This is a genomic window from Novosphingobium marinum, from assembly GCF_013408095.1.
GTDB lineage: Bacteria > Pseudomonadota > Alphaproteobacteria > Sphingomonadales > Sphingomonadaceae > Novosphingobium > Novosphingobium marinum.
This window is the reverse complement of record NZ_JACBZF010000011.1, coordinates 1-24,031: the sequence shown is the minus strand read 5'-3', so window position 1 is coordinate 24,031 and position 24,031 is coordinate 1. Positions and strand designations below refer to the sequence as shown.

Genomic DNA, 24,031 nt, shown 5'->3' with positions numbered 1-24,031 from the left:
GGAATCCGGTCCAAGTATTTCCAAGCGGCGCTGGCTATGATCGCTTGAACAAATGGATAGTTCAGACCGCGCGCGGGCTCCAAAGCACTCGAATGGCACCGCGAGGAGTGGTCATGCGGACAGGACCGGCAACTGGCGAGCCGGGGCCACGGCGGTCTTGCGTCCGGCACTCACAACCTGTCGGGCGGTGCAAGGCATTGGCTGGCAAGCAGACTTCTTTCCGCAGTTCAGCAATTTTCGGTTCGCGCCCCCGTGCGCCACGGCATCCCGATCCAGGCTCCAGGTCAGTTAAGTAGAGAGAGGTCAAGTACTTGGAATTCGGGGAATTTATTGAGTTGATCAGGATAAACCATAGTGAATTCCTGGCATGTGTATTTAAATCCTTGTCATCAACTTTTTGCGTGTGTGGATCCAAGGCGCACCTCTAACCTTATTTTTACCCAAGCTGGGTAACCGGGTCCCTGGTCGACAAATAACCAGGTGGGACAATGGCTCAAGGGCTGACCCGACGTTTAGCCGGTGACATTCGGGGCAACGTTTTTCCGATAGCCGGAGCTGCGATTTTCGTGGCGGCCGCTGTCATGGGCGGGGCTGTCGACATGAGCCGCGGCTATCGGGCCCAGAACCGGCTCCAGGCAGCCTGCGATTCTGCGGTTCTAGCCGGTCGCCGGGCCATCACAACCAATGGCTACGACAGTCATGCCGAAGATGTCGCTGACTCGTATTTCGCGACCAATTTCGATCCAGATGCCTACGAAGCGGACTCGGTCAGTTTCACATCGGACTCGAGCGATAACGGAAATACCGTCGCAGGCACCGCGACTGCACGGGTCGATACGGCAATCATGAAGATCTTCGGCTTCGACAACTTCGATTTCGCGGTCGCCTGTACGGCGACCATGGGCGTCGGCAACAGCGATGTCGTCATGGTCCTCGACACGACAGGGTCGATGAACAGCAACCTGTCAGGTACATTCGACACCCGCATCGAAGCGCTTCGTACGGCCATGACGAACTTCTATGATACGCTCGCGGGCGCGACGAGCGGGTCGAACGCGCGAATTCGCTACGGATTTGTTCCGTACAGCTCATCGGTCAACGTGGGTCAACTGATTTCGGACCTCGATCCGGATTATCTGGTTGCATCGCGAACGATCCAGTCAAGGCAGGCGATCTTCATAAGCTGGGGGGAGCCGACCGTCTCGGGCGGAACCTCCTCGGGCAACTGGTCTTCCTGGGCGTGGGGATGTCCGGGTTCGGCGACATCCTGGGAAGATTACGGCAGCCCGAGCCAGAGCACTTCCGGCGGAAACCCCGTGCAAACCCAGCAGCAACGCAGACGCGTCTACGACTGCTCGACCTATTATGGCAGTGCGATTTCACGCTGGCGATACGAATATCGCAACGTCGTACAAGACGGCGAGTACACGACCGACGGCAGCGGAACCTTCGTTGCCTGGGAATACAAGCCGGTGACGTACGACCTCGCCTCGTACAAGACCTTTTCAACGGCCAGTACGCTTACTGGCAGCGACTACTCCGGCAACCCCGTCTGGGAATCCTCGATATGGGAAGGCTGCATCGAGGAACGCCAGACCGTTTCGGCATCGAGCTTCTCCTATTCGTCCGTGTCCGGAATGTCGCCGGGAGGGGCATTCGATCTCGATATCGATAGCGCGCCCGATACTTCGAACGACGCCACCAAGTGGGCCCCGATGTGGCCCGAAGTGGCCTATCGACGCTGGAACGGTTCCGGCTATTACACCACGAGCACGACCAGCAACGGAACGCGGGCATCATCCTATTGCCCTGCCCGTGCAAGACTTCTCTCGGAGATGGATGAGTCTGCCTTCGATGCCTATGCGAACTCGCTCACCGCAGAAGGTTCGACCTATCTCGATATCGGCATGCTGTGGGGCGCACGGCTGAGTTCGCCGCAGGGCATCTTTGCCGACAACGTCAATACCGATCCCGACAACGGTGCCGAAGTCGCACGCCACATCATCTTCATGACCGATGGCGTGATGGAGCCAAGCTATACGATCCAGTCGGCATACGGGATCGAATACTTTGACCGGCGCGTCACTGATAATGGCTATAGCAACCAGGCGAGCCGCCACACATCACGCTTCCTGGCGATCTGCCGTGCAATCAAGGCCAAGGGCATTCGAATCTGGGCCATCGCATTTACCTCTGGTCTGTCAAATGACCTGCGCACCTGTGCATCCGACAACAGCTCGTTCACTGCCGACGACGCCGAGGAACTCGACGAGGCATTCCAGGAGATTGCCAAGCAGGTTGGCGAACTGAGGATCATCCAGTGATCTTGCGCAGAGCCTTCCGGTCATCGGTCACGAGATCGCCGAAATGGCTTCGGCGCTGCCTTGGCGAAACGCACGGCGCTGTCGCCGTCGAGTTTGCACTCGTTGCACCTGTATTCCTGTCGATGGTCATGGGTATTCTGGACATCGCCCAGTATGCATACGGGCAAGCAGTCTTGCGCGGGGCTGTCGAGAAGGCAGCTCGCAACTCATCGCTCGAAGGCGCCAATACGGCGACGGCCGATGCCAAGGTCAGGAACGCGATTCGGCATGTCCTGCCAAAGGCGGATGTCCGGAGCAGCCGATCGAGCTACTTCGATTTTTCGGATATCGGCCGGCCGGAGCAATGGAACGACGCAAATGGCAACGGTACCTGCGATAACGATGAGAATTTCACCGACGAGAACGGAAGTGGTTTCTGGGATCCGGATATCGGGGAAGACGGCAATGGCGGTGCGAACGACGTCGTCGTCTACCGGGTTGAGGTCACCTACAAGCCGGTATTCCCGGTGCCCTATACCACGCGCGATGACGGACTGCGCGTGGTCTCGGCATCTGCGGTGAAGAAGAACCAGCCGTTTGCCAATCAGGACGATTACGGATCGGATGTGGGCACATGCGTGGATCCCTGAAGCGCTCCCGGCTGGGTGAGGGTTCACGCGCATTCTTGCGCTGTCGTGGCGGCAACGCCACGATAGAATTCGCACTCGTTCTCCCGATATTCATCACGCTCGGAATGTTCGGTGCTGAAGTGGCGAACATGGCGATGGTCAACATGCAGGTAAGCCAGGTGGCAATGGCGGTCGCCGACAATGCGTCGCGCCTGGGACAGACAGACAACAGCAGCATCACCCCTACGGTTTCGGAATCGGAAATCGAATCCGTGCTCTCCGGTGCGATGCAGCAGGGTTCAGGCCTCGATCTTGCCGGCAGCGGCAGGATTGTCCTTTCCAGTCTCGAACGACATCCGTTCTCGGGGAGGCAGTACATTCATTGGCAACGGTGCAAGGGCGGTCTTGAGAAGCAATCGAAGTACGGCCCTGCCGGAACGGGGACCGACGGCGATTTCGACGGAATGGGCCGGACGGGCCAGAAGATACAGGCGCGAAACAACACTGCGGTTATGTATGCCGAGGTCTTTTACGAGTATCAGGGTCTGTTCGGCGACATGTTCGTGGGCAACCAGATGTTCCAGCAGGAAGCGGCATTCGAGATTCGCGATGATCGCAATCTGACGCCAGGGGTGACCGGAACCGGAGGGAGCAGCAATTGTCAAAGCTAGAATTGCCGATACTGGCATCGCTTGCCGTAATTGGAGGAGCATCAGGCGTATTCTATGCCTGGACTTATGCACCGCAGGCGCAGTGCCAGCGAGCCTATGCCGAGCCGCTCGAGAGGGCCGAGTATGAACTCGTGCCGCACCGGGCCGCCGAAGCGGCGGAAATCTACTGCAGGCGAAAGCTGAACACAGCGCGAGGGACCGGAAAATGAGCGGTCGCGTCCCTGTCGTCTCGCGCCGGTCTTGACTCCGGACGCTCTGTCCGTCGGGTTCAACTCGGCCAGCGGTTGCCAGGATAGTTCGGTGAGTGACGCAATGCTTCGGTGATTGCGCGACGCCCCTCGACCGTAAGCGAGATCCAGCGACGCCGCTTGTCGCCGTTAGCCTTTTCCCGCTTTACCAGGTTATCGCGTTCGAGGAGCGTCAGCCAGCGCAAGGCTGTGGTTGCAGGAACCTGCGAGGCGATGCAGGCGCTGGTGACGGATACCCTCTTGTCGTTCAGTTCATTGATAAGGAGGTCGACAAGTATATCCCAGGCGGGCTCTCCGAGTAGCTGGGGTCTTATGTATCGCGTGCGGACTTGCCGTGAACGGCTTTCGGCATAGGCTGTGGACAGCAGGTTCAGTCTCTCCGCGTACGGATCGCGTTCCTGTGCTTTGCCTTGAGGAGCAGCATCGCGCGCGTGGCGTCTTGCCCGCAACTGACCGACTTCCGTCTCGATGTCTTCGGCGAGTTTGGACAATCTTTCCACGATTTCGCGAAGCTCTTTGGGTGAGGTCATGCTCGACTACGGTGCCTTCTGATTGCAGGGGGTTGGTCACGCTGGTTTCGGGTCTTGCTGGCTCATGTCGCGGCTATGGGCGTTGCGCCCTTTTGTCATGGCGGGGCGGGAGGCAACGGTCTTCGTGCACATGCCGGTCTGATCTGTGTGGTTTCGGTCCACGAAGATTTCAGCCGCGTTCGGGGCAGGTGTCTGTCGTGGTCTTGCGATCCCGTGGTACCGGCGCGAGCGGATCGGTCTGTGCTGGTCTGATTGACCTGACCGGATACGGCAGTGCAGCGCGGGGAAGCGGTTGCAGGTCTGTTTGCGGGATGGTGTGGAAAGCGGCGTGCATGGAACTTGCGTGTTGGAATGCGCGCGCCGTGCGAGCTGAACTGCCGCTTCTTTGATCTTATCGGCAGTTCACAACGTGGTACCCCTGCCGGCGACCATACTCGATTGAGACAATGGGTCAGATCTGCGCAAATGGACCCGTACTCCTCTTCCCTTACCGTTTCATACAGCTAGAAGTTTTTACGCAAAAGGAGAAGCTTGTCCATGCCATCGGCATTGCAATATCTTGAAAGATTTTCTGAGGATGAGGCTTGTCTGGAGCATTTATTTGCAGCTCGATTTGGGGATAAGGCTGCTTGCCCAAAATGCGGGCGCCGCGCAAATTGGTATCGCATTAAAGGAGTGAGGTCCTATAGAAGCTCTTGCTGCTTACATTCCCTGTCGCCCATGGCCAATACGCTTTTCCACAACTCGAAAATTCCCCTTAAATATTGGTTTTACGCTATTTACCATTTTTCCACGTGCTCTTCGGGAATTGGCGGCAGGTTTCTTTCCAGGCACCTCGGCATAAGCGAGTCGGCGGCTTGGCGAGTGGGCAACCAGATCAGACGACATATGACGGCGATCGATCAGGAACGGACGTTCGGTGATCCCGCGTGCAGTAAAGCTGTCTACATGAACGAAACGCTCTTGCGAGGCATCCGGACCACCAACGTACCCGGTAAGGGAAGGATACGGCTGCTGGGGATTGCCGATCGAGATGCAGCCGCATCGGTTCCATGGAATTACGCTCGCAGGGCAGGAACAATCACGAAGTTGATTAGCAGGATCCAACACGGATCGCTCGTTTATGTCCAGGATGCAAAGCTCGAAGAGTTGTTAGCAAATCACAAGCTTTCACGGATACGGAATTTGAAAATCGAGCAAATACTTTTCGCGACAAGAGCCGACCCTCTCGCCAGTTATTGGTTGGCACTTAAGCGGACCATACGTAGAAATCATCTGCATATAAACAGAAAATATATTCAGATATATCTCGGTGAATTTGAATTCAGGTACAACAGGCGTGGATATCCTGATAAGATATTATCAGACTTGCTGTCAATATTTCCACAGATTACGTGAGTCCGATGGTTGAGGCTACGAGCATATGGGAGTTCGTGCGCAGGTTTCCTGACGATCTTTCGTGCCTTAATCACATCCTCGATACGAAATTTGGTGTCGATAGGGTTTGCAATCGGTGTGGCGTGGCGAATTCAGTATGGTTGAAATCGAACCATAAGGTCGCTTCATGCTACCAGTGTGGTGTTGTGGTCCGTCCAATGGCTAATACGATGCTGCATCATTCACGCATCGCTCCCCGTGTTTGGTTTTACGCAATGCTGCTTTTCGCGAATATGCCAAGGGGAACTCCTGCCCATTTTCTGGAAAGGCATTTGTCGATCTCCCATAAGGCTGCTTGGCGTCTGGGTCATTCGATAAGGCGCCACATTGCCTGCTTAAGAATAGGTCAGGCGAGAATATTCAGTAATCCGTCGTATTCAGTTCAAATTGATGAAACCATTCTTAAAAATGTGGTAGACATTTCTGGTAATAGCAGTAGCGTTCTTGTAATGGGAATTTGGAGCAGAGAAGGCATCATGACGTTTCCCTTGCGAGACAGATCGAAGGACAGTATAATTGAAAATATATGTCAACTGGTTGATAGGCGGGTTAATATTATAACTGATGACTTCGCAAGTTATGCTTCCCTCTCGTCACGCGGATACCAACATGCGCGTATAACCCACTCAAAGGGTATTTGGGTCGACGGCAATGGTAACAACACCTGCGGAATTGACTCCTATTGGTCATATCTGAAGCGATATTTTCGGACTACGTACAAAAGAGTCTCAATGGAGAACGTGATAAGCTATTTGAAAGAAGCTGAGTATCGCTACGACTGTAGCAGAAAAGGAGAGGACATGTTTTTGAAGATGATATCCTCTTTCCCCGACATTCGCTAGTGATACGAGCGAAGCTAGGTTTGTTAACGAAAGACTTGGCCATACGCGGAAGCTTGCGAGGTTGAGCAAGCTGGCAAAGGACAACTCGATCTTGACATGGCGCATGCTGAACTTGTCGAACCAGCGTTTGATATGGTTGCGAAACACAGAGGTGATTGTCGGGATGCTCGGGCTCCTTGCAGTTCGAGCGCGGCGGGATGATCGGGGAGAATGCCCCGGATCAGCATGGTCTCGCGAAAGCGTTCCCGTCATTTCTTTTGTCCGCGGGCAGCGCCCACCCGCAGGACGTGGAGCATGCATTGAGAAAGCGCCGGTCATTGCCTGCTCGCCGTGCCTAGCGACCGCGCTCAGAAGGCAGCAGCGGACCGATTTCTTCTCGAACATCGTCCATCAGATACCCATACTCATGTCTGCCCCCGCGAGAAGCAGCCTTGAATCAGCGCGTGGCGATTTTTGGAATCCCACGGAGCTTTTGTCGACGGGGCCTAGATGAACCAGCTTCAGCATTGCAGCCCAATTTGGGAGCAGTCTGGTATATAATTTGCCCAAAGAAGATAGCGGTTCGCAGCTGACTTCCTCCACCGCCATTGACCCGCGCGGTCACGACGTCATCTTTCCCCTTCGCCATCAAGCGCCGCATTTCGCGGGTTCGTTCGCCTGGTTCGGCGGGGCTGGATAGCGCTTCTGATAGGACCGGATCTCCCCATCGGGCGTATCATCAGCCCAGATTGCGCTTAGGAGGTACAGTTTTGAGGGCGCCAGTCGCTCTGACATTCCGCAAGATATGACAGCGATGAGTGATAGTACTCGGCCAGCACGGTCACGTTCTTGGGCCGGCGCGACCGCTAACAGTATTGCTGCCGACACAAGAGACAGGGTGGTGGATTGGATGAAGCTGGCTTGAAAGCCTACGAGGAACCCAACAATGCCAGCGATGATCCCTGTTATCAAAACTATCACCAGACGCTCTTCAATAAATCCGACGATATCTTACAAGAATGCTAGGAAAATCAGCGATGGATCCATGCGTCGAGTGGCAGGTAGGAGACCGCCTTCCGGAGCCGCTGGTTCTCCTTCTCCAAATCCTCGAGCCGCTTCGCCTGGCTGATTTTCTGCCCGCCATACTCACGCCGCCAGCGGCAATAGCTCTTTTCCGATACCCCCAAGGATCGGACGATCACCGATCGTCTCCCGCGCGGGAGACGAACCTCGGCCTCCCGCAACATCCCGATGATCTGCTCCGGCGTGTATCTCTTCCGTGCTATTCAAAGCTCCTTTCAAGCCACAAATAGCCGGTTCTCTGACTTTAAAACTGGACCACCTTGCGCCCTAAATCCAATCAGTTGCTTTCAATCCGAGCTTGTCTGAAAGCCGTGGTTCGCTTTCAAGGCCTGCAGCAAGGGAATTCGGATCGCTTGCAGTCAGCCTGTCTACGGCTGGCATGAATTCCGATCAATCAGGCGCGCCGAAGGCGCGCAGTTTCTTGATGGCTCTTTCAATGTGCGCGCGCGCTAAAGTTTCGGCCTTTCGGGGCTCCTTTGCCAGCACGGCACTGCCGATCCGGCGATAGTCACTGACGCGGAACGGATCGATTTCACGCAAAAGGAAATTGTACTGGGTGCGGATCAGGTGGATCTGCACAGCCGAGAGAATGCGGCGAAGTTCCTTGTTGTTGGCCAACGCGGTAAGCACGTCGAAGAATTCCTCGCGCAAGTCCGATGTCTGGTTGGTATCGGCATCGGCAGGGAATTCGCTCAATCTGTCAATGAAAGCCGCGAAGCGGTGGCCTTGCGGCGTATCATAGTCCTCCATGGCGGCAGTGCGTGCGGCAAAGCCCGCCAATTGTTGCGAAACCAGCAGCGCGTCGATTGCTTCCTCAAGGCTCAGGACCCGGATCTGCGCGCCCTTCTGCGCCTTGATTTCCACTACTCCCATAGCTGCAAGCGCGTAGAGCGCCTCTCTAATGGGACCTCGGCTGACATCGTATTCGGCGGCCAGTTGCGGCTCCTGCAATCGATGGCCGGGGGCCAGTTCGTTGCTGTAGAGCCTGCGAATGATGTCTTCGACGATATGTTCGCGCGTCCCACCGTTCGAAGCCTTGTCGACACGACCATTGGCGGCTTGCTTGCGCTCATATGTCACATTCGTGGCGGTCATATCGGAAGCGCTGGCCTCTGCTGTTCCCGGCAATCGGGGAATGCCGAAGATGTGTTCTTCCTATCGGACAGGGCCATTGTCCATCCTCCGTGAGCGAATCCATGAAACAAACGCGTCAATCCAGTGTCGGCTGCATGGAGCCGAATCCTTGCTGGCGAAGTCATGTCCGCCTGTTTCGTAGAGATGCAGTTCAGCCGGGCGATTCGCTGCGAGCCAGGCCTGATACATCCGGATCGGCCTGTCCTCCAGCAGGTGATCATCTGCCGCCGCCGCGATGAACGCTGGGGGGGCGCTTGCCGGGATATCGCGGCGCAAAAAAGCATAGATAATGCCGAGAAAATCGGGTCGGGATCGCTCCGGAGCGTCGGTCAGTCCGCAAGCGATCAGGCCGCCGGCGGCAAAGCCCAGGAAACCGACGCGCGAGGGATCGATCTGCCAGCGCTCAGCGTTTTCGCGAACCAGCCGGACTGCCGCTGCCCCATCCTCAATCGCTGCCGCTTCAGCCTCGGTGACCAGCGAAAAGCGCTTGTCGATATCGCCAAGGTATTGCAGCCGCCGGGCAATGATCCGGTCTGCTTTCAACGGGTCAGATGGAGAAGGCTCGACACGGTACTTGAGCACGAAAGCGGTGACGTCCCGTGCGGCAAGGCGGCGGGCGACTTCGTAGCCCTCGCTTTCGGCAAAGAGGAACTGGAAGCCGCCACCCGGAGCGACGATGACAGCGGCCCCGGTAGCGTCACCGCCCGATGGGAAGATTGGTGTAAGTGTTGGCACGAGGACATTGCGGATCGCTGGTTTGCCGAAAGATTCGTCGATGTATTCCGGCTCTTCGGCGAACTCGGTCGTGGGAGATGGATAAAGTGTTAGCGGCGCCTCGAAAGCGAGCTCTTGCGAGCCTGCCGTCCCCCGACCCGTTGCATCGCTCATCTGCCCATTCCTCACCACTTCAGGCCCGGGAAGGCCTCGCGCCGGCCAGATTGGCCGGGCGCGAACGACTTCGGTCCGACAATCAGAATGTCTTCCTGACTTCGATGCCGAATGTGCGCGGCGGATTGTAGACCACGTCGCGCGGGAAGCCGATCCAGAACGGCCCCTCGAGCGCAGTCACGAAGTACTGCTCGTCGAACAGGTTTTTCACGAAAGCACCGATCTTCAGCCCGGCATCGTTGAACTCGTAATCAAGGAAGGCATCGACCACGACCTGTCCGTCCTCGCTCATCCGGTCGTTGTTGAACTGCGTGAAATAGACCTTCGACGAGTATTTTGCCCGCGTGCTGAGCGTGAGATCGTCATCACCGACCGGAACCGTATAGGCGATTTCTCCGTCCGCAATGTAGCGCGGGCTGTAGCTGAGCCGGTTGCCGGCAAGGTTCTGCGCGGGCTCTCCGGGTCGGGTCGGGTTTTCCGTGATGTAGTTCTTGTACTTGCCGTCGAGGTACGAGAACGAACCTGAAAGCCGCAGCTGCGGCGAGGGCGCGGCGGCAAATTCCAGCTCGATGCCCTTGAGCTCAGCAGTCGCCGCGTTCTCGGTCAACAGCGCAGTGTTTCGGATTACGCTGACCTGCAGGTCTTTGTAATCGTACCAGAAACCCGACAGATTTATCCGCAGGCGATTGTCAAGAAGGTCGGTCTTGATGCCCAGTTCGTAGTCGGTAATCTCTTCCGGACGAAACGGAGCCTGCAGACCGCCGACGTTATAACCGCCGCTCTTGAAACCCTTGGACCACGATGCATAGGCGAAGACGTTGTCGCTGAACTTGTACTCAAGCGCGATCTTCGGGTCGAACGACGATGCCGTGTCCGAATCCATCTGCGTCCCGAACGGAATGATCGGATTATTCGGATCGTAGACGCGGGTGAAGTCGAACTGTGCCTGTTCGTCTACCGTCTTCTTCTCGTGGCTGTAGCGCCCGCCCACGGTGAGCTTAAGGCCGGGCGATAACTCGTAGGACGCCTGACCGAACAGCGCGGTTGCGTCCGTCTTTACATCGCCCCCGGCCCAGTAACCCTGAATCCAGGTTTCTGGTGGAACGCCAAAGATGGCTTCCATATCGAGGCCAAAGATGAAGCCCGACATGTTTACTTCGAGAACGGCCTCGGCCTTTTCGTGGAAATAATAGCCGCCGACGATCAGCTGCAGCTTGTCGAAATCGCCAAGCAGGCGGATTTCCAGGCTGAACTGACGGCCATCATCGATCTGCGTCGCGTTCGAATAGCGGGAGGGCAGGCCATCGTTGTTGGTAATGATCGTATGATCGACGGCGCGGTAGCTCGATAGCGACGTGAGCTTGAGGTTGTCGTCGAGATCCCAGTCGATCTGCGCGGCAAGTCCGTAAGTCTTGAGCAGGCGATCAGGCCCGACGCCGGCGGTGTCGCGTGGATCTTCCGGCGGGCTGAAGCCGTTCGCGATACCCAGCGGCACTACGCCCTCCACGCTGGTTTTGTCGTCCTGGATTCGATGGGGCTGGTCTTCGACGCATTTGTGCTGGCCCCGCAAATGATGGAAGTGGCCGACCTCGCGGGGCGATTCCCCAGCACTCCGATCGTGGTAGAGCATCTTGCCGTTCCGGTCGGCATTGGCCGCTTCGCGGGAAAGCGGGAGGACGAATTCCCGAACTGGCACGCCGGTATGGCGTCCCTCGCTGAACACGAGAACATCGTCATGAAGGTGGGCGGGCTAGGCAGTTACATCAGCGGGTTCAATTCGTTCATGGCCGAGCCTGCGTTCTCGTCCGAACAACTGGCGGACGAATGGCGTCCTTATGTCGAGACTGCCATAGAGCTGTTCGGTGCGGATCGCTGCATGTTCAACAGCGACCTGCCAACGAACCGCTCAGGCAGCTTTGTGCGCCTCTCCAACGCCTACAAGCGCATCACTGCCAGCTGTTCCGAGGATGAAAAGGACGCAATCTTCTCGAAGACGGCCGCAAGGGTTTACGATCTGGCGATACCCGATGCCTGAGCGCCGCAACGCCATGGGGCCACGCCCCGAGAGCAGGCCGAGGAAGGGCCACGAATGAGCAGACCATTCATTCTTGTGCATGGCGCATGGCATGGCGGTTGGGTTTGGCAGCGCAGTGCCCGGCTGCTGCGCAGCGAGGGCCACGATGTCTTCACGCCGAGCCTGACCGGCCTGGGCGATCGCGCGCACCTGCTGAGCCCCGACATTTCGCTGACCACTCATGTGCGTGACATCACCATGCTTATCGAGAGTTATGAGCTGAGCGACGTGACGCTCTGCGGCCACAGTTATGCCGGGCTTGTCGTCGGGCAGGTCGCCGACCAGATGCCCGATCGCATTGCCAAGCTCGTGCTGCTCGACGCATTCGTGCCGATAGACGGCATGTCCGTACTCGATCTGTCCTCGGGCCATGCCGTGCGCGAAGGCATCGAGACGGCTGTCCGCGAATACGGCAACGGCGAATACGGCAACGGCGAATACGTCCCCGCCCCGCCCGCAGCGCAGTTCCAGTTGCGCGACCAGGCCGACAGCGATTGGGTGGACCGCCACTTGGGTGCGCAGCCGTTCAGGACCTTCACCGAGAAGACCAGCCTGACCGGCGCATGGCGCGATGCCGATAGCCTTGTCTATGTCGCTGGAACCGGATCGGAAAACCCAATGACTGAGCTGTGGGATGCGGCAAGGGCCGACGAACGCATTGAATTCCGGGAAATCGAATGCGGCCACAATATCATGGTCGACCGCCCGGAAGATCTGCACGCTATTCTGGTCGAGTAGGCTGGCGATACCCTTTGAAGAATGGAGAATTTGAAATGCCCGCATTCCTGATTACGTCGTTCGACGTGACCAATCCGGAAGGTTACGCCGAATACCAGGACGCCACCGCGCACACGATCGACGAGTACGGCATCAAGGTCCGTACCATGTCGGACGCGTTCGAAGTACTTGAGGGCGAGGCTCCAGCCAGCCGGTTCGGTGTGCTTGAATTCAAGGATGTCGAGACCCTGAAAGCCTGGTATAATTCACCCGATTATCAGGCGAAGAATGATATTCGCCACGCCAGCACGGACATCAAGTTCATGATCTGCCTCGATGTTTCCGATTGAACGGGCATAGCGAGAGTCCTGCCGCTCCTTTTTTGCAACCATGGAACGACGATGCCTTTTGCGCAAAACGGCGATGCGGAGATCTACTACGAAGTGAGCGGCAGGGGCTATCCGCTGCTTTTGCTAGCTTCCGGCTTCATGAACTCGCGCATTGATTCCTGGTATCGCCATGTCAAGATGGAGCCGGCGTTCCGCTTCAATCCACTCGTGGAATTTGCATCGACCTTCACGATGGTGGCGATGGACCAGCGCAACGCAATGGGCCGCTCCTTCGCACCGATTCAGCCGACCTATGGCTGGGAGGACTTCGCGCGCGATCAAATTGCGGCAATGGACGCGGCTGGGTTCGAAACCTTCCACGTCTGGGGCAGCAGCATCGGCGCGACCTTTGCGCTCGAACTGTGCAAACTCGTCCCCGAGCGCGTGACGTCGGTCGTGGTGATGAACGGCATGGGCGTGCGGCCTGACGATCCCGGAGCAAGCCTGGAACTCTATAGAGGTTATGCTGAGCAACTTCTTGCCGAGCGACCGGGCTCATCCATGGAAAATATCATGGCCGTGGGCGAGAACCTGTTCGCCAAAGATTTTGAGCAAGAATTTGCATTTTCGGTGACGCGAGAATTCCTGCAAAGTTGCGATGTCCCGATGCTCATCCTGCCAGCATATGACGATGCGTATCACCCGATGATCACCGCCGAGGAAATCAGCACACACGTACCCAATGCCCGTCTCGATCGCGACTGGACGAAGGCAACCAGTCCGGCACCAACGGAAAAACTGATCCGCGAGTTTCTGCAGACGCATACCCCGCGTTAGAATGGGGTGTGCCGGTATGGCGCCGAGGCCGCCAAAGGGATCGATTGAACGACAGGTTTGTCACGATCCCAGCAAGAAGCCTGACAGTCCGCTTCCGGCTCGATAATGGCAGTTGCCGATCTCTCCCCAGATGTTCGATAACTGACAGGGGGTAGGGCACGAAATGCGAGCCCACTTGCGTCGTTTGCGAGTACTTCAGGTGATGGTTAGCCCATTTTGAAGACCACGCGGAATTCGATGTGTGATGCCATTCTCATAAAACAGGGCTCTACCATCACGAGATTTCGGGGTGGCCCGCCCTTATAGAGGCAGGAGAATGCGGACGCGGGCACCCTGAAGCCATGATATCAGGGGGTCTTGGGTGCAATGATGGTCGCGCGTTGGCGGGAACTGCGTCACGTTGCTTTCGTTTCGTTAGAATGCCTTATAAAAATCATGAGAGGTTGCCGGGACTGGTTTCGAAGGCGGTTGCGATCGAGCCGCTGGCCGCTGCCGAACCGGACGAAAGTCCAGGTAGTAACGGGGCCTGGCGCGCGATCCTTTCGGATAACTTCGTCGGCACCCTCGGTGGCACGGGACGGGTCGTCGGAACCTCGGCGCCGCAGGATCTGGTATTCCCCCTCGTCGCCGGCACAGTCAGACTTGACGCGTCCTTCAACCGGGGCGGAGACACCCTTCGGTTCGAAGGAGAGGCAACCGAATGGACCGCGAAACTCTCGGGCTCTTCTGTCGTCCTGGCCAGGGATCTCACGAACATCGTCGTGCCCGTCGGGGATGCAGGCATCGAGCTGGCCTTCGCGGACGGTTCTCGAACACTGCGCTACGACGTGAACGAAGCCGCGATCCTGCTTGGCAATCAGGAGATCGTGGCGGAGGTGTCAGCGATCTCTGCGCCAGTCGAAGCCGTAGCCGGACTGCAAGGCCCTCTTGCTGGCTCCGCGACGGTTTACCTGGCTGAGCAGGGTGCCGTTCAACTCGACGGGACATTCAGGATCGTCGGTACATCCGGTGAAGAGAGGGTCTACATCGAAGAGGGCGAGGTAACCTTCGACCCCTCCTTCAATCGTGGTGGCGACATGATCGTCGTGGATGGCGCTGCTCAGGACTTCACCGTGCACCGGGAGGGCTCGTCGGCGGTATTGCGGGGTCCGGGGATCAGGTTGGAACTTCCCGCCGGCCCGGATGGGATCACGATCCGGTTTGCCCATGACGACATTCGGATACTTGCCGTAGCCGAAAACGCGAACGCTCTGGAGATTGGCGGGCAGGTCATTACGACCGAGGCGCGACCACTCGAATTCAGGCCGGAAGCTGCAGGCTACGACCTTCTTTTCGAAGATGACTTTACCGAGCTTTCTTTTTCCGGCGACCAGGCGGGTTTCTGGGAAACGACGCATTATTGGGGAGACCGGACTTTCCCCGAAGAGGGCGAGCGACAAATCTACGTCGATTCGGATCTTACCGCTGGACGGATTGATCCGTTCGCGATTGAAAACGGTATCCTGTCGATTTCGGCCGGCCCTATTCCGGATGACGTGCCTGAGTACCAATCGTTCGACTTTTCATCGGGCTTGCTGAGTTCGCACAACTCATTCGGCTTCCAGTACGGCTATTTCGAAATTCGCGCCAGGGTTCCCGAGGGCGAGGGCCTCGTGCCTTTCGTATCGCTGCATCCCCTTGACGGTGACTGGCCTCCCGGCATCGATGTCTTTCGCGCCGTTCGCAATCCCGAACAGCTTCAGGCAGGTCTTTTCTCTGGCGAAGGGGATGCCTTCATCGACTACTTTCCTCGCGAGGGTCTGTCGGACGACTTTCACACTTACGGGATCGACTGGAGCGAAGACCAGGTCACATGGTATCTCGACGGGTCGAAGGTAGCGTCTTCCCCAACATTGGCCGATCACGACGAGCCGATGTTCATCCTTTTCGGTCTTGCGCTTACCGAAGCAGCGAACCTGCTTGATTCCGAAGCATTTCCGCAAGCGTTCGACGTCGATTACGTCCGTGTCTATTCGCAGCCGCCCGAGGGTCCGTTCGCGCTGCGGTCCGAAGGTTTCGAAAGGATCGAGCCGAGCGATTTCGAGGTCCGCCTTCCTTTCGAAATCACCCAGACTTACGACTGGTCCTATCGGATGGAGGAAGACGAAAGGGATCTTCAACTGAACGGTTTCTGGTCCCGGCACGCGCTGGGAAATGACCGGGCGAATTTCGTTCAGGGTTCGGATGCGCCTTTCAATTCTCTGGACGGTGGCCGGGGGAACGATACCCTGCGGGGTGGGGAAGGTGCCGACATCTTCCGTATTCGGGCAGGTGAAGGCAACGATGTCATCCTCGACTTCTCGCTCGAGCCTGGGAACCACGACAAAATCGACCTTTCGGATTTCGATTTTACCCATTTCGAAGAAGTGATGTCGAATACCGAGCAATTCGGGGGGGATCTTGTGATCCGGCTGAGCGGAGAACAGGCTCTGTTCCTCGAAAATGTTACAATAACGGAGTTGGACGCAAGCGCATTCATTTTGTGATAGGAAGTGATCCTCCTGTTACGGGCAAGCCAGAGAGGCATGGATATCCGTTCTTCCAACTACGATTATTGCGACGACCACGCGCGACTTCGATCCACCGGTAGTGGAGACAAGGATCATGGCCGACTATATCTCACGATTGTGAGCGGAAAGGTAACGCGGCTTACCTGCCTGATCGTGGTCGTCGTCTGGATTTTTGGTTTCGCCGCCGACCTGTTCCTGGTTTCCGGACCCGGCGAAACATCGCGGCGGGTGGCGACCAGGTTCTCGCTCGCCAGCGATAGCAGCATCCCGACATACCTTGCGTCGATGCTCCTGCTTTCATGCTCGATCCTGTTGCTGCTCTCGGCGACTACAGACGCCGCGTCCCGGTACAAGCGGAGCTGGCAATTCCTGGCGTTCGTCTTCATCGTCCTGTCGCTGGACGAGGTCGCCATGCTTCACGAATTGAGTGGCAAGGTGCTCGAGCGCGTTGTTCCTGCTGCCGGCAATCTTGGCGGGGTATTCAACTATAGCTGGACGCTGGTCGGGATTCCCGCGGTCGGCTTGCTGGCCCTGATCCTCGCGCGCTGGTATTTCGCGCTTCCCGGCAAGTCCCGCTATCGCTTCGGCCTGGCGGCAGTGCTTTTCCTCGGCGGCTCGATCGGGATCGAGATGTACAATTCCCTGCTCGACGAAAAAATCGATGGGAGGCACTTCGAATACAGTATCTGGACCGCGATCGAAGAAGCACTGGAGTTCTCGGGACTGGTGATGTTCCAGTACGGTCTGCTGCGGTACGTGACGGACCATCGCGACGAGGTGAACGTTGCCTTCCGCTGACCCCTTGGCAAAGAAATATCCAGAGTGCGGCCTTACGGATCGGCAATGCGGGGCAAGCAGCTGCACGGAACATCAGTTCACCGAAATGGTTTCTGGGGCAGGGCTCGCTTCGCCGTGCGCACCGCATGTTCAAATTGCGAGCGATCCTCCGACAACTTTGAGGTAAGTGCTTGCAAAACCAGGAATCGCATACCCGCATCGATCCGAAGGCCACCCTTGCTCCCTTGCGCCGCGTTGCCCGTAGTGCTTGCGAACTGGCCGTAGATGCCGGGCTGCCGCCCGCGCTCGTCGGGTATCGACACTGCAAGACCACCACTGCGGCGCGGCACGTAGAGGAAGTCAGGTCGAAAGGCGAAGCAGCAGGGTTCGAGGTCATCCATCCTGCCGCTCGCGCCGACAATCCTTTGCCATTCAATGTGGGTAGCTTGCAGGATCTTCCCGACGATGCCGGCTGGTGGGGCTATTCGATGCGCGATGTGCCCAGCCGGCCGAAAGGCGAGACGTTCATCGCCACCATACCCGACGCCACCGTGGTCACCTGTATTGACGGCGAGGGCGAATTCTATCCTGCAATCCTGACAAAGGATGGAAAGTCTCTTGAAATGCGGGAAATCCGGTTTCGGAACCTGCACGCAGAGCACATGCGCTCGTCACCACCGGTACGCAGGCTGGCACAAGCCACGTGGGTCTGCGAACGCGTGTACGACAACCATTCGCACTGGCTTTCGGCCCATCTGCCCAAGCTTAGTCTCCTCACGCGAGAGGGACGCTCGGCAAGCATTCTTCTGCCGGAAAAGCTGACCGGGACGATGCAGGCATCCCTCGAAATGCTCGGACTTGATCCTGCCGATCACCAGCGGTTCAGGCCGGGCGAGGTTCTGAAAGTCGGCACGCTGACAGTCGTCGGGACTGATAGGTTCCGCGGCGAGTTGCTGAGGCCTGTGCGCGAGCGGATGACAGCCAGCGCGCAAGGCCGTGGCAAAGGGCGTCGGATCTACATCAGCCGCCGCAAGGCGAAGGTACGACGCTTGGTGAACGAGGATGAAGTCTGGCCCCTGTTCGAAGCGGCAGGCTTCCAGCGGTACGATATGGAAGATGTGTCCTTCGTATCGCAGGTCGAAATGATGGCGGAAGCCGAAGCCCTTGCCGCGCCGCATGGTGCAGGCCTCACCAACATGATCTTCTGCCCGTCCGGCACACATGTGTTCGAGATGGCCTGGCTGGGCTTTCCCAACCCGAATTTCTATGCGCTGGCTTGTGCGATGGGCCATCGATACGGAATTGTCGGGACAAGACCCGTCGGTGGCGGACCCGAAAATTTTCGCGACATGGAGGTCGATGCAGATGCCGTGCGACACGGGCTAGCCGAGATGTGTCGCTCCATGGATGCTGCCTAGCCTGAACGCCGGACTCTTTTGGCCCCGGACTCTTTCGGCCAACGCAATTGTGGCAATCTAGGTCTTGCGGCCAGAGCAGTTTCGGCCCGGGTGGCTGCGCAACCGGTTGCGCAACGATGCGATCTTAAGATTGCCCGCTGCGGTCGCATAGCTGAGTCCGCGCGCGATCTGGCCGGACACGATCGAATGCTTGATCCGCCATAGCAGACCTGAACGGATCGCATCCGCCAGTTCTCGTCCGACGTCGGACTGCTGCTCTAGGCGGACCAGCCCGGAGAGAAACATGCGGTCGCGATCGACCGTCTCGGCGCCATATTTGGAGCCGAGGGCTCGCTTGGCGGTTTCGGTCTCCGTTTCGTTCAACCGTGCGACAGTAACAGCGGCTGCTTGGCGAAAATCGTCGAATGCGAGCGCGGTAAGGCCCTTTCGCATCATGACCGTAGCGCGCTGAATCAGCGCGAGCCGACGGTCCCTGCGGGACCCGATCGAGCGTCCGGGCAGGTATTCGGCAAGATCGAGGTCGCCCCGCAATTTGCGCACGATCTCGGCATCGTGCGACAACCACGACTTGTCGCGTTGCTCGGCCTTGATTCGCATCGACGCGGAGCCGCGCTCTCCATCGTGCTGTCGCTGATAGAATACGACCTCGTCGGTACCGAACGGGGTTGCGCATCGGGCGAGGCGGATCAGCATTTCATAATCCACCGACCGGTCCAGATCCTCGTCGAAGGGACCTACTTGCTCGTAAAGCGTCCTGCGTACCAGCATGCCCGGTTGATGGACGAACATGTCCTCGAGCGTAGCTGGAAGGAGCTCGTCGGGCCGGCAAGGTCTCCAATAGCCCGTGTGTTCGAATTGCCGCTCTCCATTCGTGGACCGAAAGCGCAGGTAGCGGCCATAAGTGAAGTCGACGCTCCGGTGGGAGGCGAATCCCTGCATCAGCCTGGTGCGCCCGCCGGGAGCAAGAACATCGTCGTCGTCCACGATCCAGACCAGCGGCTTGTCGGTCTTGGAAAGGGCGATATTCAATGCGCGCGCCTTCCCGCCATTCTCGAGAGAAATCGACTTCACTCGAGGGGCGAATTCGGCAAGAACCGCGGCTGTGTGGTCGGTCGAGCCGTCGTCGACGACCAGCACCTCGTCGTCCGGTCCCGCCTCGGAAAGAATGGAATCGAGACATTCATGCAGAAACTCCGCCCTGTTGAATGTCGGAACTATGAAGGAGATCGCGTCTGTCATGAGGCTGCACAGGTCGAATGACTGGCAGGGCGGTTGGTTCCCCTTGCGCGCTTGCATATCGATTGAAGGCGCGCGTGTGTCGCGAGTTAGCTGAGCGCGCGAAAGACCTGTCCGTAGGCCTCGGCCATCGACCTGATCGAGAAATCGTAAGCCCTGATGCGAGCGCGCCTCGAGAGCTGCGCATGACGTTCCGAACGCTCGACGCACGCGCCAAACGCTTCGGCCAGCGCATCGGGGTTATCCGGCGGGACGATGATGCCGCCATCCGCAATCGCGTCGGCCACCCCTCCCACGTCGGTCGCAACGCATGGCGTCCCACAAGCCATCGCCTCGAGTACCGACAGCGGCAGACCTTCCCTTCTCGACGAGAGGACGAACGCCGAAGCGTTACGTAGTTCAGCCCTGATTTCTTCGGGCGACATCCTTCCAGGAAATGTAATCCTGTCCGAGATGCCAAGGATGCGGGCTTTTTCGACAAGATTGTCGCGCTGGCTGCCTTCGCCGATGACGGATGCAGTGGCGCCCAGGCCCTGCCGTCGGGCGGAGGCGATCGCCTCGAGCAGGATATCGAAACCCTTGACCGGCTCCAATCGCCCGACGGCGACGAAATGCGGGGCCGCGATCGAGGGGCGTTCGCCATCGCCGGGTGCCCAGAAATCGGTGTCGATGCCGTTGCTGATCACGCGGATAGAACCAGCAGGTATGTTCGCAAGTTGCGATGCCCGGTCTCGCAGTTCCGGAGAAACCGCTGTGACGGCGTCCGCCTGCGAAAGCATCTCAGGCAGCATCTCCGCCTCCTGCCCGTCCGGGTTCAGCAAATCGCTGCCGTGAACGCTGATCACTACCCGGTGGCCGAAGATGCGCCGAAGGAAGAGGAAATTGTGCGCGGCGGGCGTCAGATAATGGACGTTCACGATCGATGTCTGCGTACCGATCAACATCCGCGCCGTTTTTAGCAACGAAGGCAGGTGGGTCCGCCGTCCGGCATCTGGACGCGCGAAAAGGTGCTGGATCGACTTGCCCGCCACGGCGCGACCGGGAGGCGCTCCCCAGATCGTTTCCGGGGAATACCCATTTCGGTCGAGTTCTCCGGCAAGTGCGCCCACCACGGTCTGCACGCCGCCTGCGATAGTGGCATCCACCGGGGAATAGAGAAGCACACGGCCCATGTGGTCGTGCCGACCGGTCCTCGGGCGCGTATGCACAAGCCGGTTTGCGCGCGCGCTTTCGGACATGTCAGTGCGCACCTAGCCCCCGGGTCTCCGGTCGCCTTGCGAGAGCCTTGAATGCCACGCGATACGCGGCCCGCACGCCCAACCTGGCAGAGCGCGGTAGAAGACAGGCCGCTGGCCATGCGATCGCTCGCCATTCGCGTGGTTTCGCTTTCAGTGCCTTCGCACCCAGACTGGCAGCAGCGGCGGCGTCCCCGTCGGGGGATTCGAGGTGTCGGCGGATGCTGTCGAGCAGGAAGTCGGTTTCGACACCGGCCCTTCTCATATCCATGCGGAACCGGTCGTAGAACATCCGTCGGGCCTTCATGTTTCGCTCGAAGTGCCGCGAGCGACGTACCGCGCCGGTCTCGGCGCCATCCGTGTCGTCGTAGTAACGGATCAAGGGGGCATCGACGGCGTCGATCGCGAAGAAGCGCGCAAGCCGGACCCAGAAGTCGTAGTCTTCGATTGCGGGATACTTCTCGTCGAAATAGCCGATCGTCTCGACCACGTCGCGACGGATCATCGCATTCGATCCGGCTCCATGCACCACGTTTCTGACAAGCAGCGTTTCGAACAGCCAGCCGCGATGGCCCGGCAGGTCGATACTGACGACCCCGCCGGGCAGAAAGTGCTCGACGCCGGTATAGGTTAGCCCGATTTCGGGCCTGCCTGCCATGAGCCTTACCTGGGCGGAAAGCTTTCCCTGCAACCATTCGTCATCGGAATCGAGAAATGCGATTAGCTCGCCCCTGGCCTCCCGCATCCCGCGATTTCGCGCCGCGGCTACCCCGGCATTCCGGGGTTGGCGCAGAATCCTCATCCGCGGGTCTCTGACCTTCTCGAGCATGTCGAGGGTGTCGTCGGTGGAGCAGTCGTCCACGACGAGCAGTTCGAAGTTGGCATGGTCTTGTCCAAGAACGCTCTCGATAGCGCGCCCGACGATCGATGCCCGGTTATATGTCGGTATGATCACGCTCACACTTGGCCGGGTGAAATCCTTCGATTGCGGAGGAGCGTGCTGAACCGCTTCGGCGTCCACATCGGCATGAGGTTTGGCGTGGGAGGGGACATCTGCCCCAACAAGTTCATCGGAGAGCGCCTCTTTCAGGCGAATGCACCGCTGGAGCAAATCGGAAAAGTTTCGGGCGTCAGACAGCACGCTGTCGACTGCCAGGTTCAGCGCATGCCGGTATTGGTCCAGATCATGCTTGCTGGCGAGGTCCGCCGCAATCTTCTCGAGGACCCGTATGCGCGATAGGACACCGCCGTGCGTATTTTGCTTTGACGACAGCGACTCCATGTCCTCGGGTAATCGCCGGTAGTATCCGGTGCCAAGATCGCTTCGAACCAGTCTGACGCCCGCGACGAGTGCGCGCATAACGATGTCGCCATCGTCGTTGACCGAGATGTCGGGGTCCCACCCGCCGGAAGAATGATAGGCGCTCCGCGACCAAAGGATCGAGCAGGGAGGGTGATACCAGCCGGAAAGCCAGGCCGTGAGGTCGTCGACGCCTCCCGGATGCGGGGGACACGACGCCGGCATTACGCGCCAACCCTCTGATGCTGGGACATAACGACGCCAAGGACATCGAGCGATGGAACCGGGCTTGTCTTGAAGCACGTCGACCATCGCCGCGAGCGTATCCGGCGCGATGAGATCGTCGGCGTCGAGGAACATGATCGCGTCGCCGCGTGCGAACTTCGCTCCGGCAATTCGCGCGATCGATGCTCCCCGCTCGGGAACATCGAGAACTACAACCGATGGGTCGGTTTCGAAGGCTACCCGGCGGCTTTCATCGGTTGAGCCGTTGTCGGCAACGATGATCTCCAGAGGAGCCTCGGTCTGGCGCAACACCGACTGAAGTGTAGCGCGCAGGAACTTCTCGCCGTTGAAGCACGGCACCACAACCGAGACTTGTGGTCGGCCAGTCATGGCACTCGCCACGACGAACGCCGCATTCGATGAGTTTTACGGTTGGTTTTCAAAGTCGTCCAACAGTCGTTGTAAAGGGCCACGATCGCGGCGGTTTCGCCCCGGCGGCGCGTTGCGGACGGATCGCGCGGGAACCGCCGAGGTGCATCCGCTCCGATGCTTCATCTGGCTAACGCCGTACGCAATGGTCGGTTCCTCCGGGACATGCGGCGCCGGAGCAACTTGCCGAAGGGCAAGTGTTCACGGGAGATAGCCGAGCTCCTGAAGATCAAGCCCCCGCAACCGCTCGGTTTCAAGGTTCGGCGCGCGGTAGATATCGAGAATCCTTCGCGACAGCTCCGGTTTCAGTTCGATCTGTTCCGGCTTCGAGCCCGCTTTGCCAATCAATCTTCCGATCCCGCCGGCTGCTTTGCGAAGCTGCCATCGATCATGGCCTGTGCTACGTTTGTTGTCGCGAACCGTGCAGTCCCAAGCGAGGGCGTCGGGCTCGATCTCAAGAAAGCCGGCGATCGCATTTTGGAATGCGGCCTCGTGTACGTTCATCCACTCCATCGGGATGAGCACGAGGCTTTCGGGACCCAGAGATTCCGACACGGCTTGCTCGATGGCAGCGTAATCGAGAAGCGCGCCGAAGGTGAACCGCTCGGCGCGTGGATCGGCGATCTTGTCGATCAGGTGTTCGAAATCGGACTGACCGGGATTCTCGCTGCGGTCCGAAACCTGGGCGTAGTGGGACGCGAGCCAGTGATCCTGCCGCCTGACGAGGCAGAGAAGCTTTATCCGCGAAATGCCCCGTTCCTCGGTCGCCGCCTTCAGAGCGGCAAGATGTGCCTTGAGAAGCCCGTGGCGCGAAGCCGTACGCCCTATTGCTTCATCGGAAACGACGATGTCGCGCCTGTCTTCAATCCAGTCCCTGCCGAAAAGCTCGCGGAAAACTTCGTCTGCTTCATATTTCCAGACAGTTTCGCTGCGCCGAAAGACCTGTGCGAGCAGCCGCTCCCCCATGCCGGGATCGAAATACCGATTTTCGGGCATCGAGATCACAATCCGGTCTTCGAGGCACGGAAAAATCCTTTCCTGCAGAAAAGTCGACGCCGTCTTGGGCATGAGCGGCCCCCATTGAGTGGTCCGGTTTGATTGTTAGTGCATAGTTGTCTCCGGCGCCATGGCTGACCGCAGGTGTAGCGAAGCGGAACCGGA

General features: G+C 58.4%; 23 protein-coding genes. 13 read left to right on the top strand and 10 right to left on the bottom strand.

Translation table 11 applies throughout. The annotated features are described in order from the left end of the window. The first annotated feature begins 488 nt into the window (after window positions 1-488). The 4 genes from FHS75_RS16875 to FHS75_RS16860 are packed head-to-tail and all read left to right on the top strand — an operon-like array spanning window position 489 to window position 3,812. On the top strand, window positions 489-2,324 hold the full coding sequence (locus tag FHS75_RS16875; protein WP_179408819.1) for a pilus assembly protein TadG-related protein: 1,836 nt from the start codon (window positions 489-491) through the stop codon (window positions 2,322-2,324). Then, window positions 2,321-2,953: a TadE/TadG family type IV pilus assembly protein gene (locus FHS75_RS16870; protein WP_229735717.1), complete on the top strand. Its 633-nt coding sequence runs from the start codon at window positions 2,321-2,323 to the stop codon at window positions 2,951-2,953. The genes FHS75_RS16875 and FHS75_RS16870 overlap by 4 nt, the downstream gene beginning before the upstream one ends. Then, on the top strand, window positions 2,938-3,603 hold the full coding sequence (locus FHS75_RS16865; protein ID WP_179408818.1) for a TadE/TadG family type IV pilus assembly protein: 666 nt from the start codon (window positions 2,938-2,940) through the stop codon (window positions 3,601-3,603). Before FHS75_RS16870 ends, FHS75_RS16865 begins: the two co-directional genes overlap by 16 nt. Further along, window positions 3,591-3,812: a hypothetical protein gene (locus FHS75_RS16860; protein ID WP_179408817.1), complete on the top strand. Its 222-nt coding sequence runs from the start codon at window positions 3,591-3,593 to the stop codon at window positions 3,810-3,812. Before FHS75_RS16865 ends, FHS75_RS16860 begins: the two co-directional genes overlap by 13 nt. A 59-nt stretch (window positions 3,813-3,871) precedes the next feature. Here FHS75_RS16860 and FHS75_RS16855 read toward each other — a convergent pair whose 3' ends face one another. After that, entirely contained in the window at window positions 3,872-4,381 is a 510-nt protein-coding gene (locus tag FHS75_RS16855; protein WP_179408816.1) for a helix-turn-helix domain-containing protein, read from the bottom strand. Between the two features lie 537 nt (window positions 4,382-4,918). Between FHS75_RS16855 and FHS75_RS18300 the strand changes: the two genes are divergently transcribed. Both FHS75_RS18300 and FHS75_RS18295 read left to right on the top strand, forming a co-directional pair. Continuing rightward, window positions 4,919-5,779, top strand: a complete 861-nt coding sequence (locus tag FHS75_RS18300) for a transposase (protein WP_179408815.1) — start codon at window positions 4,919-4,921, stop codon at window positions 5,777-5,779. A 5-nt stretch (window positions 5,780-5,784) separates the two neighbouring features. Next, entirely contained in the window at window positions 5,785-6,660 is an 876-nt protein-coding gene (locus FHS75_RS18295) for an IS1595 family transposase (RefSeq protein ID WP_373285052.1), read from the top strand. Between the two features lie 1,010 nt (window positions 6,661-7,670). Here the strand turns inward: FHS75_RS18295 and FHS75_RS16840 are convergent. The 4 genes from FHS75_RS16840 to FHS75_RS16825 form a co-directional block, all read right to left on the bottom strand. Further along, window positions 7,671-7,925, bottom strand: coding sequence for a transposase (locus tag FHS75_RS16840; protein ID WP_268234558.1), 255 nt, complete (start codon window positions 7,923-7,925; stop codon window positions 7,671-7,673). A gap of 187 nt (window positions 7,926-8,112) precedes the next feature. Beyond that, entirely contained in the window at window positions 8,113-8,817 is a 705-nt protein-coding gene (locus FHS75_RS16835; RefSeq protein ID WP_179408812.1) for a GntR family transcriptional regulator, read from the bottom strand. Between the two features lie 60 nt (window positions 8,818-8,877). Beyond that, window positions 8,878-9,744: an alpha/beta hydrolase gene (locus FHS75_RS16830; protein WP_179408811.1), complete on the bottom strand. Its 867-nt coding sequence runs from the start codon at window positions 9,742-9,744 to the stop codon at window positions 8,878-8,880. Between the two features lie 82 nt (window positions 9,745-9,826). Then, entirely contained in the window at window positions 9,827-11,239 is a 1,413-nt protein-coding gene (locus FHS75_RS16825; RefSeq protein WP_179408810.1) for a TonB-dependent receptor, read from the bottom strand. Window positions 11,240-11,275: 36 nt separating this feature from the next. Here FHS75_RS16825 and FHS75_RS16820 point away from each other — a divergent pair, with 36 nt between their 5' ends. The 6 genes from FHS75_RS16820 (at window position 11,276) to FHS75_RS16795 (ending at window position 17,048) form a co-directional block, all read left to right on the top strand. Continuing rightward, the gene (locus FHS75_RS16820) at window positions 11,276-11,779 is read left to right on the top strand and encodes an amidohydrolase family protein (RefSeq protein ID WP_229735716.1); all 504 of its coding nucleotides are present in this window, start codon (window positions 11,276-11,278) and stop codon (window positions 11,777-11,779) included. Window positions 11,780-11,833: 54 nt separating this feature from the next. Continuing rightward, window positions 11,834-12,556: an alpha/beta fold hydrolase gene (locus tag FHS75_RS16815; RefSeq protein WP_179408809.1), complete on the top strand. Its 723-nt coding sequence runs from the start codon at window positions 11,834-11,836 to the stop codon at window positions 12,554-12,556. A gap of 35 nt (window positions 12,557-12,591) precedes the next feature. Continuing rightward, a complete protein-coding gene (locus FHS75_RS16810; protein ID WP_179408808.1) occupies window positions 12,592-12,885 on the top strand; it encodes a DUF1330 domain-containing protein in 294 nt (97 codons plus the stop codon). 51 nt (window positions 12,886-12,936) lie between these two features. Continuing rightward, window positions 12,937-13,701 (top strand): alpha/beta fold hydrolase, encoded by a 765-nt coding sequence (locus FHS75_RS16805; protein ID WP_179408807.1) that lies wholly within the window; start codon window positions 12,937-12,939, stop codon window positions 13,699-13,701. Between the two features lie 380 nt (window positions 13,702-14,081). Continuing rightward, the gene (locus FHS75_RS16800) at window positions 14,082-16,226 is read left to right on the top strand and encodes a family 16 glycosylhydrolase (RefSeq protein WP_179408806.1); all 2,145 of its coding nucleotides are present in this window, start codon (window positions 14,082-14,084) and stop codon (window positions 16,224-16,226) included. A 141-nt stretch (window positions 16,227-16,367) separates the two neighbouring features. After that, window positions 16,368-17,048 (top strand): hypothetical protein, encoded by a 681-nt coding sequence (locus FHS75_RS16795; protein WP_179408805.1) that lies wholly within the window; start codon window positions 16,368-16,370, stop codon window positions 17,046-17,048. A 77-nt stretch (window positions 17,049-17,125) separates the two neighbouring features. Here the strand turns inward: FHS75_RS16795 and FHS75_RS16790 are convergent, their stop codons facing one another. Then, complete coding sequence (locus tag FHS75_RS16790) at window positions 17,126-17,428, bottom strand: hypothetical protein (RefSeq protein WP_179408804.1); 303 nt, start codon at window positions 17,426-17,428, stop codon at window positions 17,126-17,128. Window positions 17,429-17,473: 45 nt separating this feature from the next. Here FHS75_RS16790 and FHS75_RS16785 point away from each other — a divergent pair, with 45 nt between their 5' ends. Beyond that, window positions 17,474-18,445 (top strand): glycosyltransferase family 61 protein, encoded by a 972-nt coding sequence (locus FHS75_RS16785; RefSeq protein ID WP_179408803.1) that lies wholly within the window; start codon window positions 17,474-17,476, stop codon window positions 18,443-18,445. 57 nt (window positions 18,446-18,502) lie between these two features. Here FHS75_RS16785 and FHS75_RS16780 read toward each other — a convergent pair whose 3' ends face one another. From FHS75_RS16780 to FHS75_RS16765, 4 genes are all read right to left on the bottom strand, one after another. Further along, on the bottom strand, window positions 18,503-19,684 hold the full coding sequence (locus FHS75_RS16780) for a glycosyltransferase (protein ID WP_179408802.1): 1,182 nt from the start codon (window positions 19,682-19,684) through the stop codon (window positions 18,503-18,505). An 86-nt stretch (window positions 19,685-19,770) separates the two neighbouring features. Further along, window positions 19,771-20,853: a glycosyltransferase family 4 protein gene (locus FHS75_RS16775; RefSeq protein ID WP_179408801.1), complete on the bottom strand. Its 1,083-nt coding sequence runs from the start codon at window positions 20,851-20,853 to the stop codon at window positions 19,771-19,773. Window positions 20,854-20,920: 67 nt separating this feature from the next. Continuing rightward, window positions 20,921-22,831 carry a glycosyltransferase family 2 protein gene (locus FHS75_RS16770; protein ID WP_179408800.1) on the bottom strand — a complete coding sequence of 637 codons (1,911 nt, stop codon included), beginning with the start codon at window positions 22,829-22,831 and terminating at the stop codon, window positions 20,921-20,923. A 240-nt stretch (window positions 22,832-23,071) separates the two neighbouring features. Next, window positions 23,072-23,866 carry a hypothetical protein gene (locus tag FHS75_RS16765; protein WP_179408799.1) on the bottom strand — a complete coding sequence of 265 codons (795 nt, stop codon included), beginning with the start codon at window positions 23,864-23,866 and terminating at the stop codon, window positions 23,072-23,074. Window positions 23,867-24,031 lie beyond the last annotated feature (165 nt).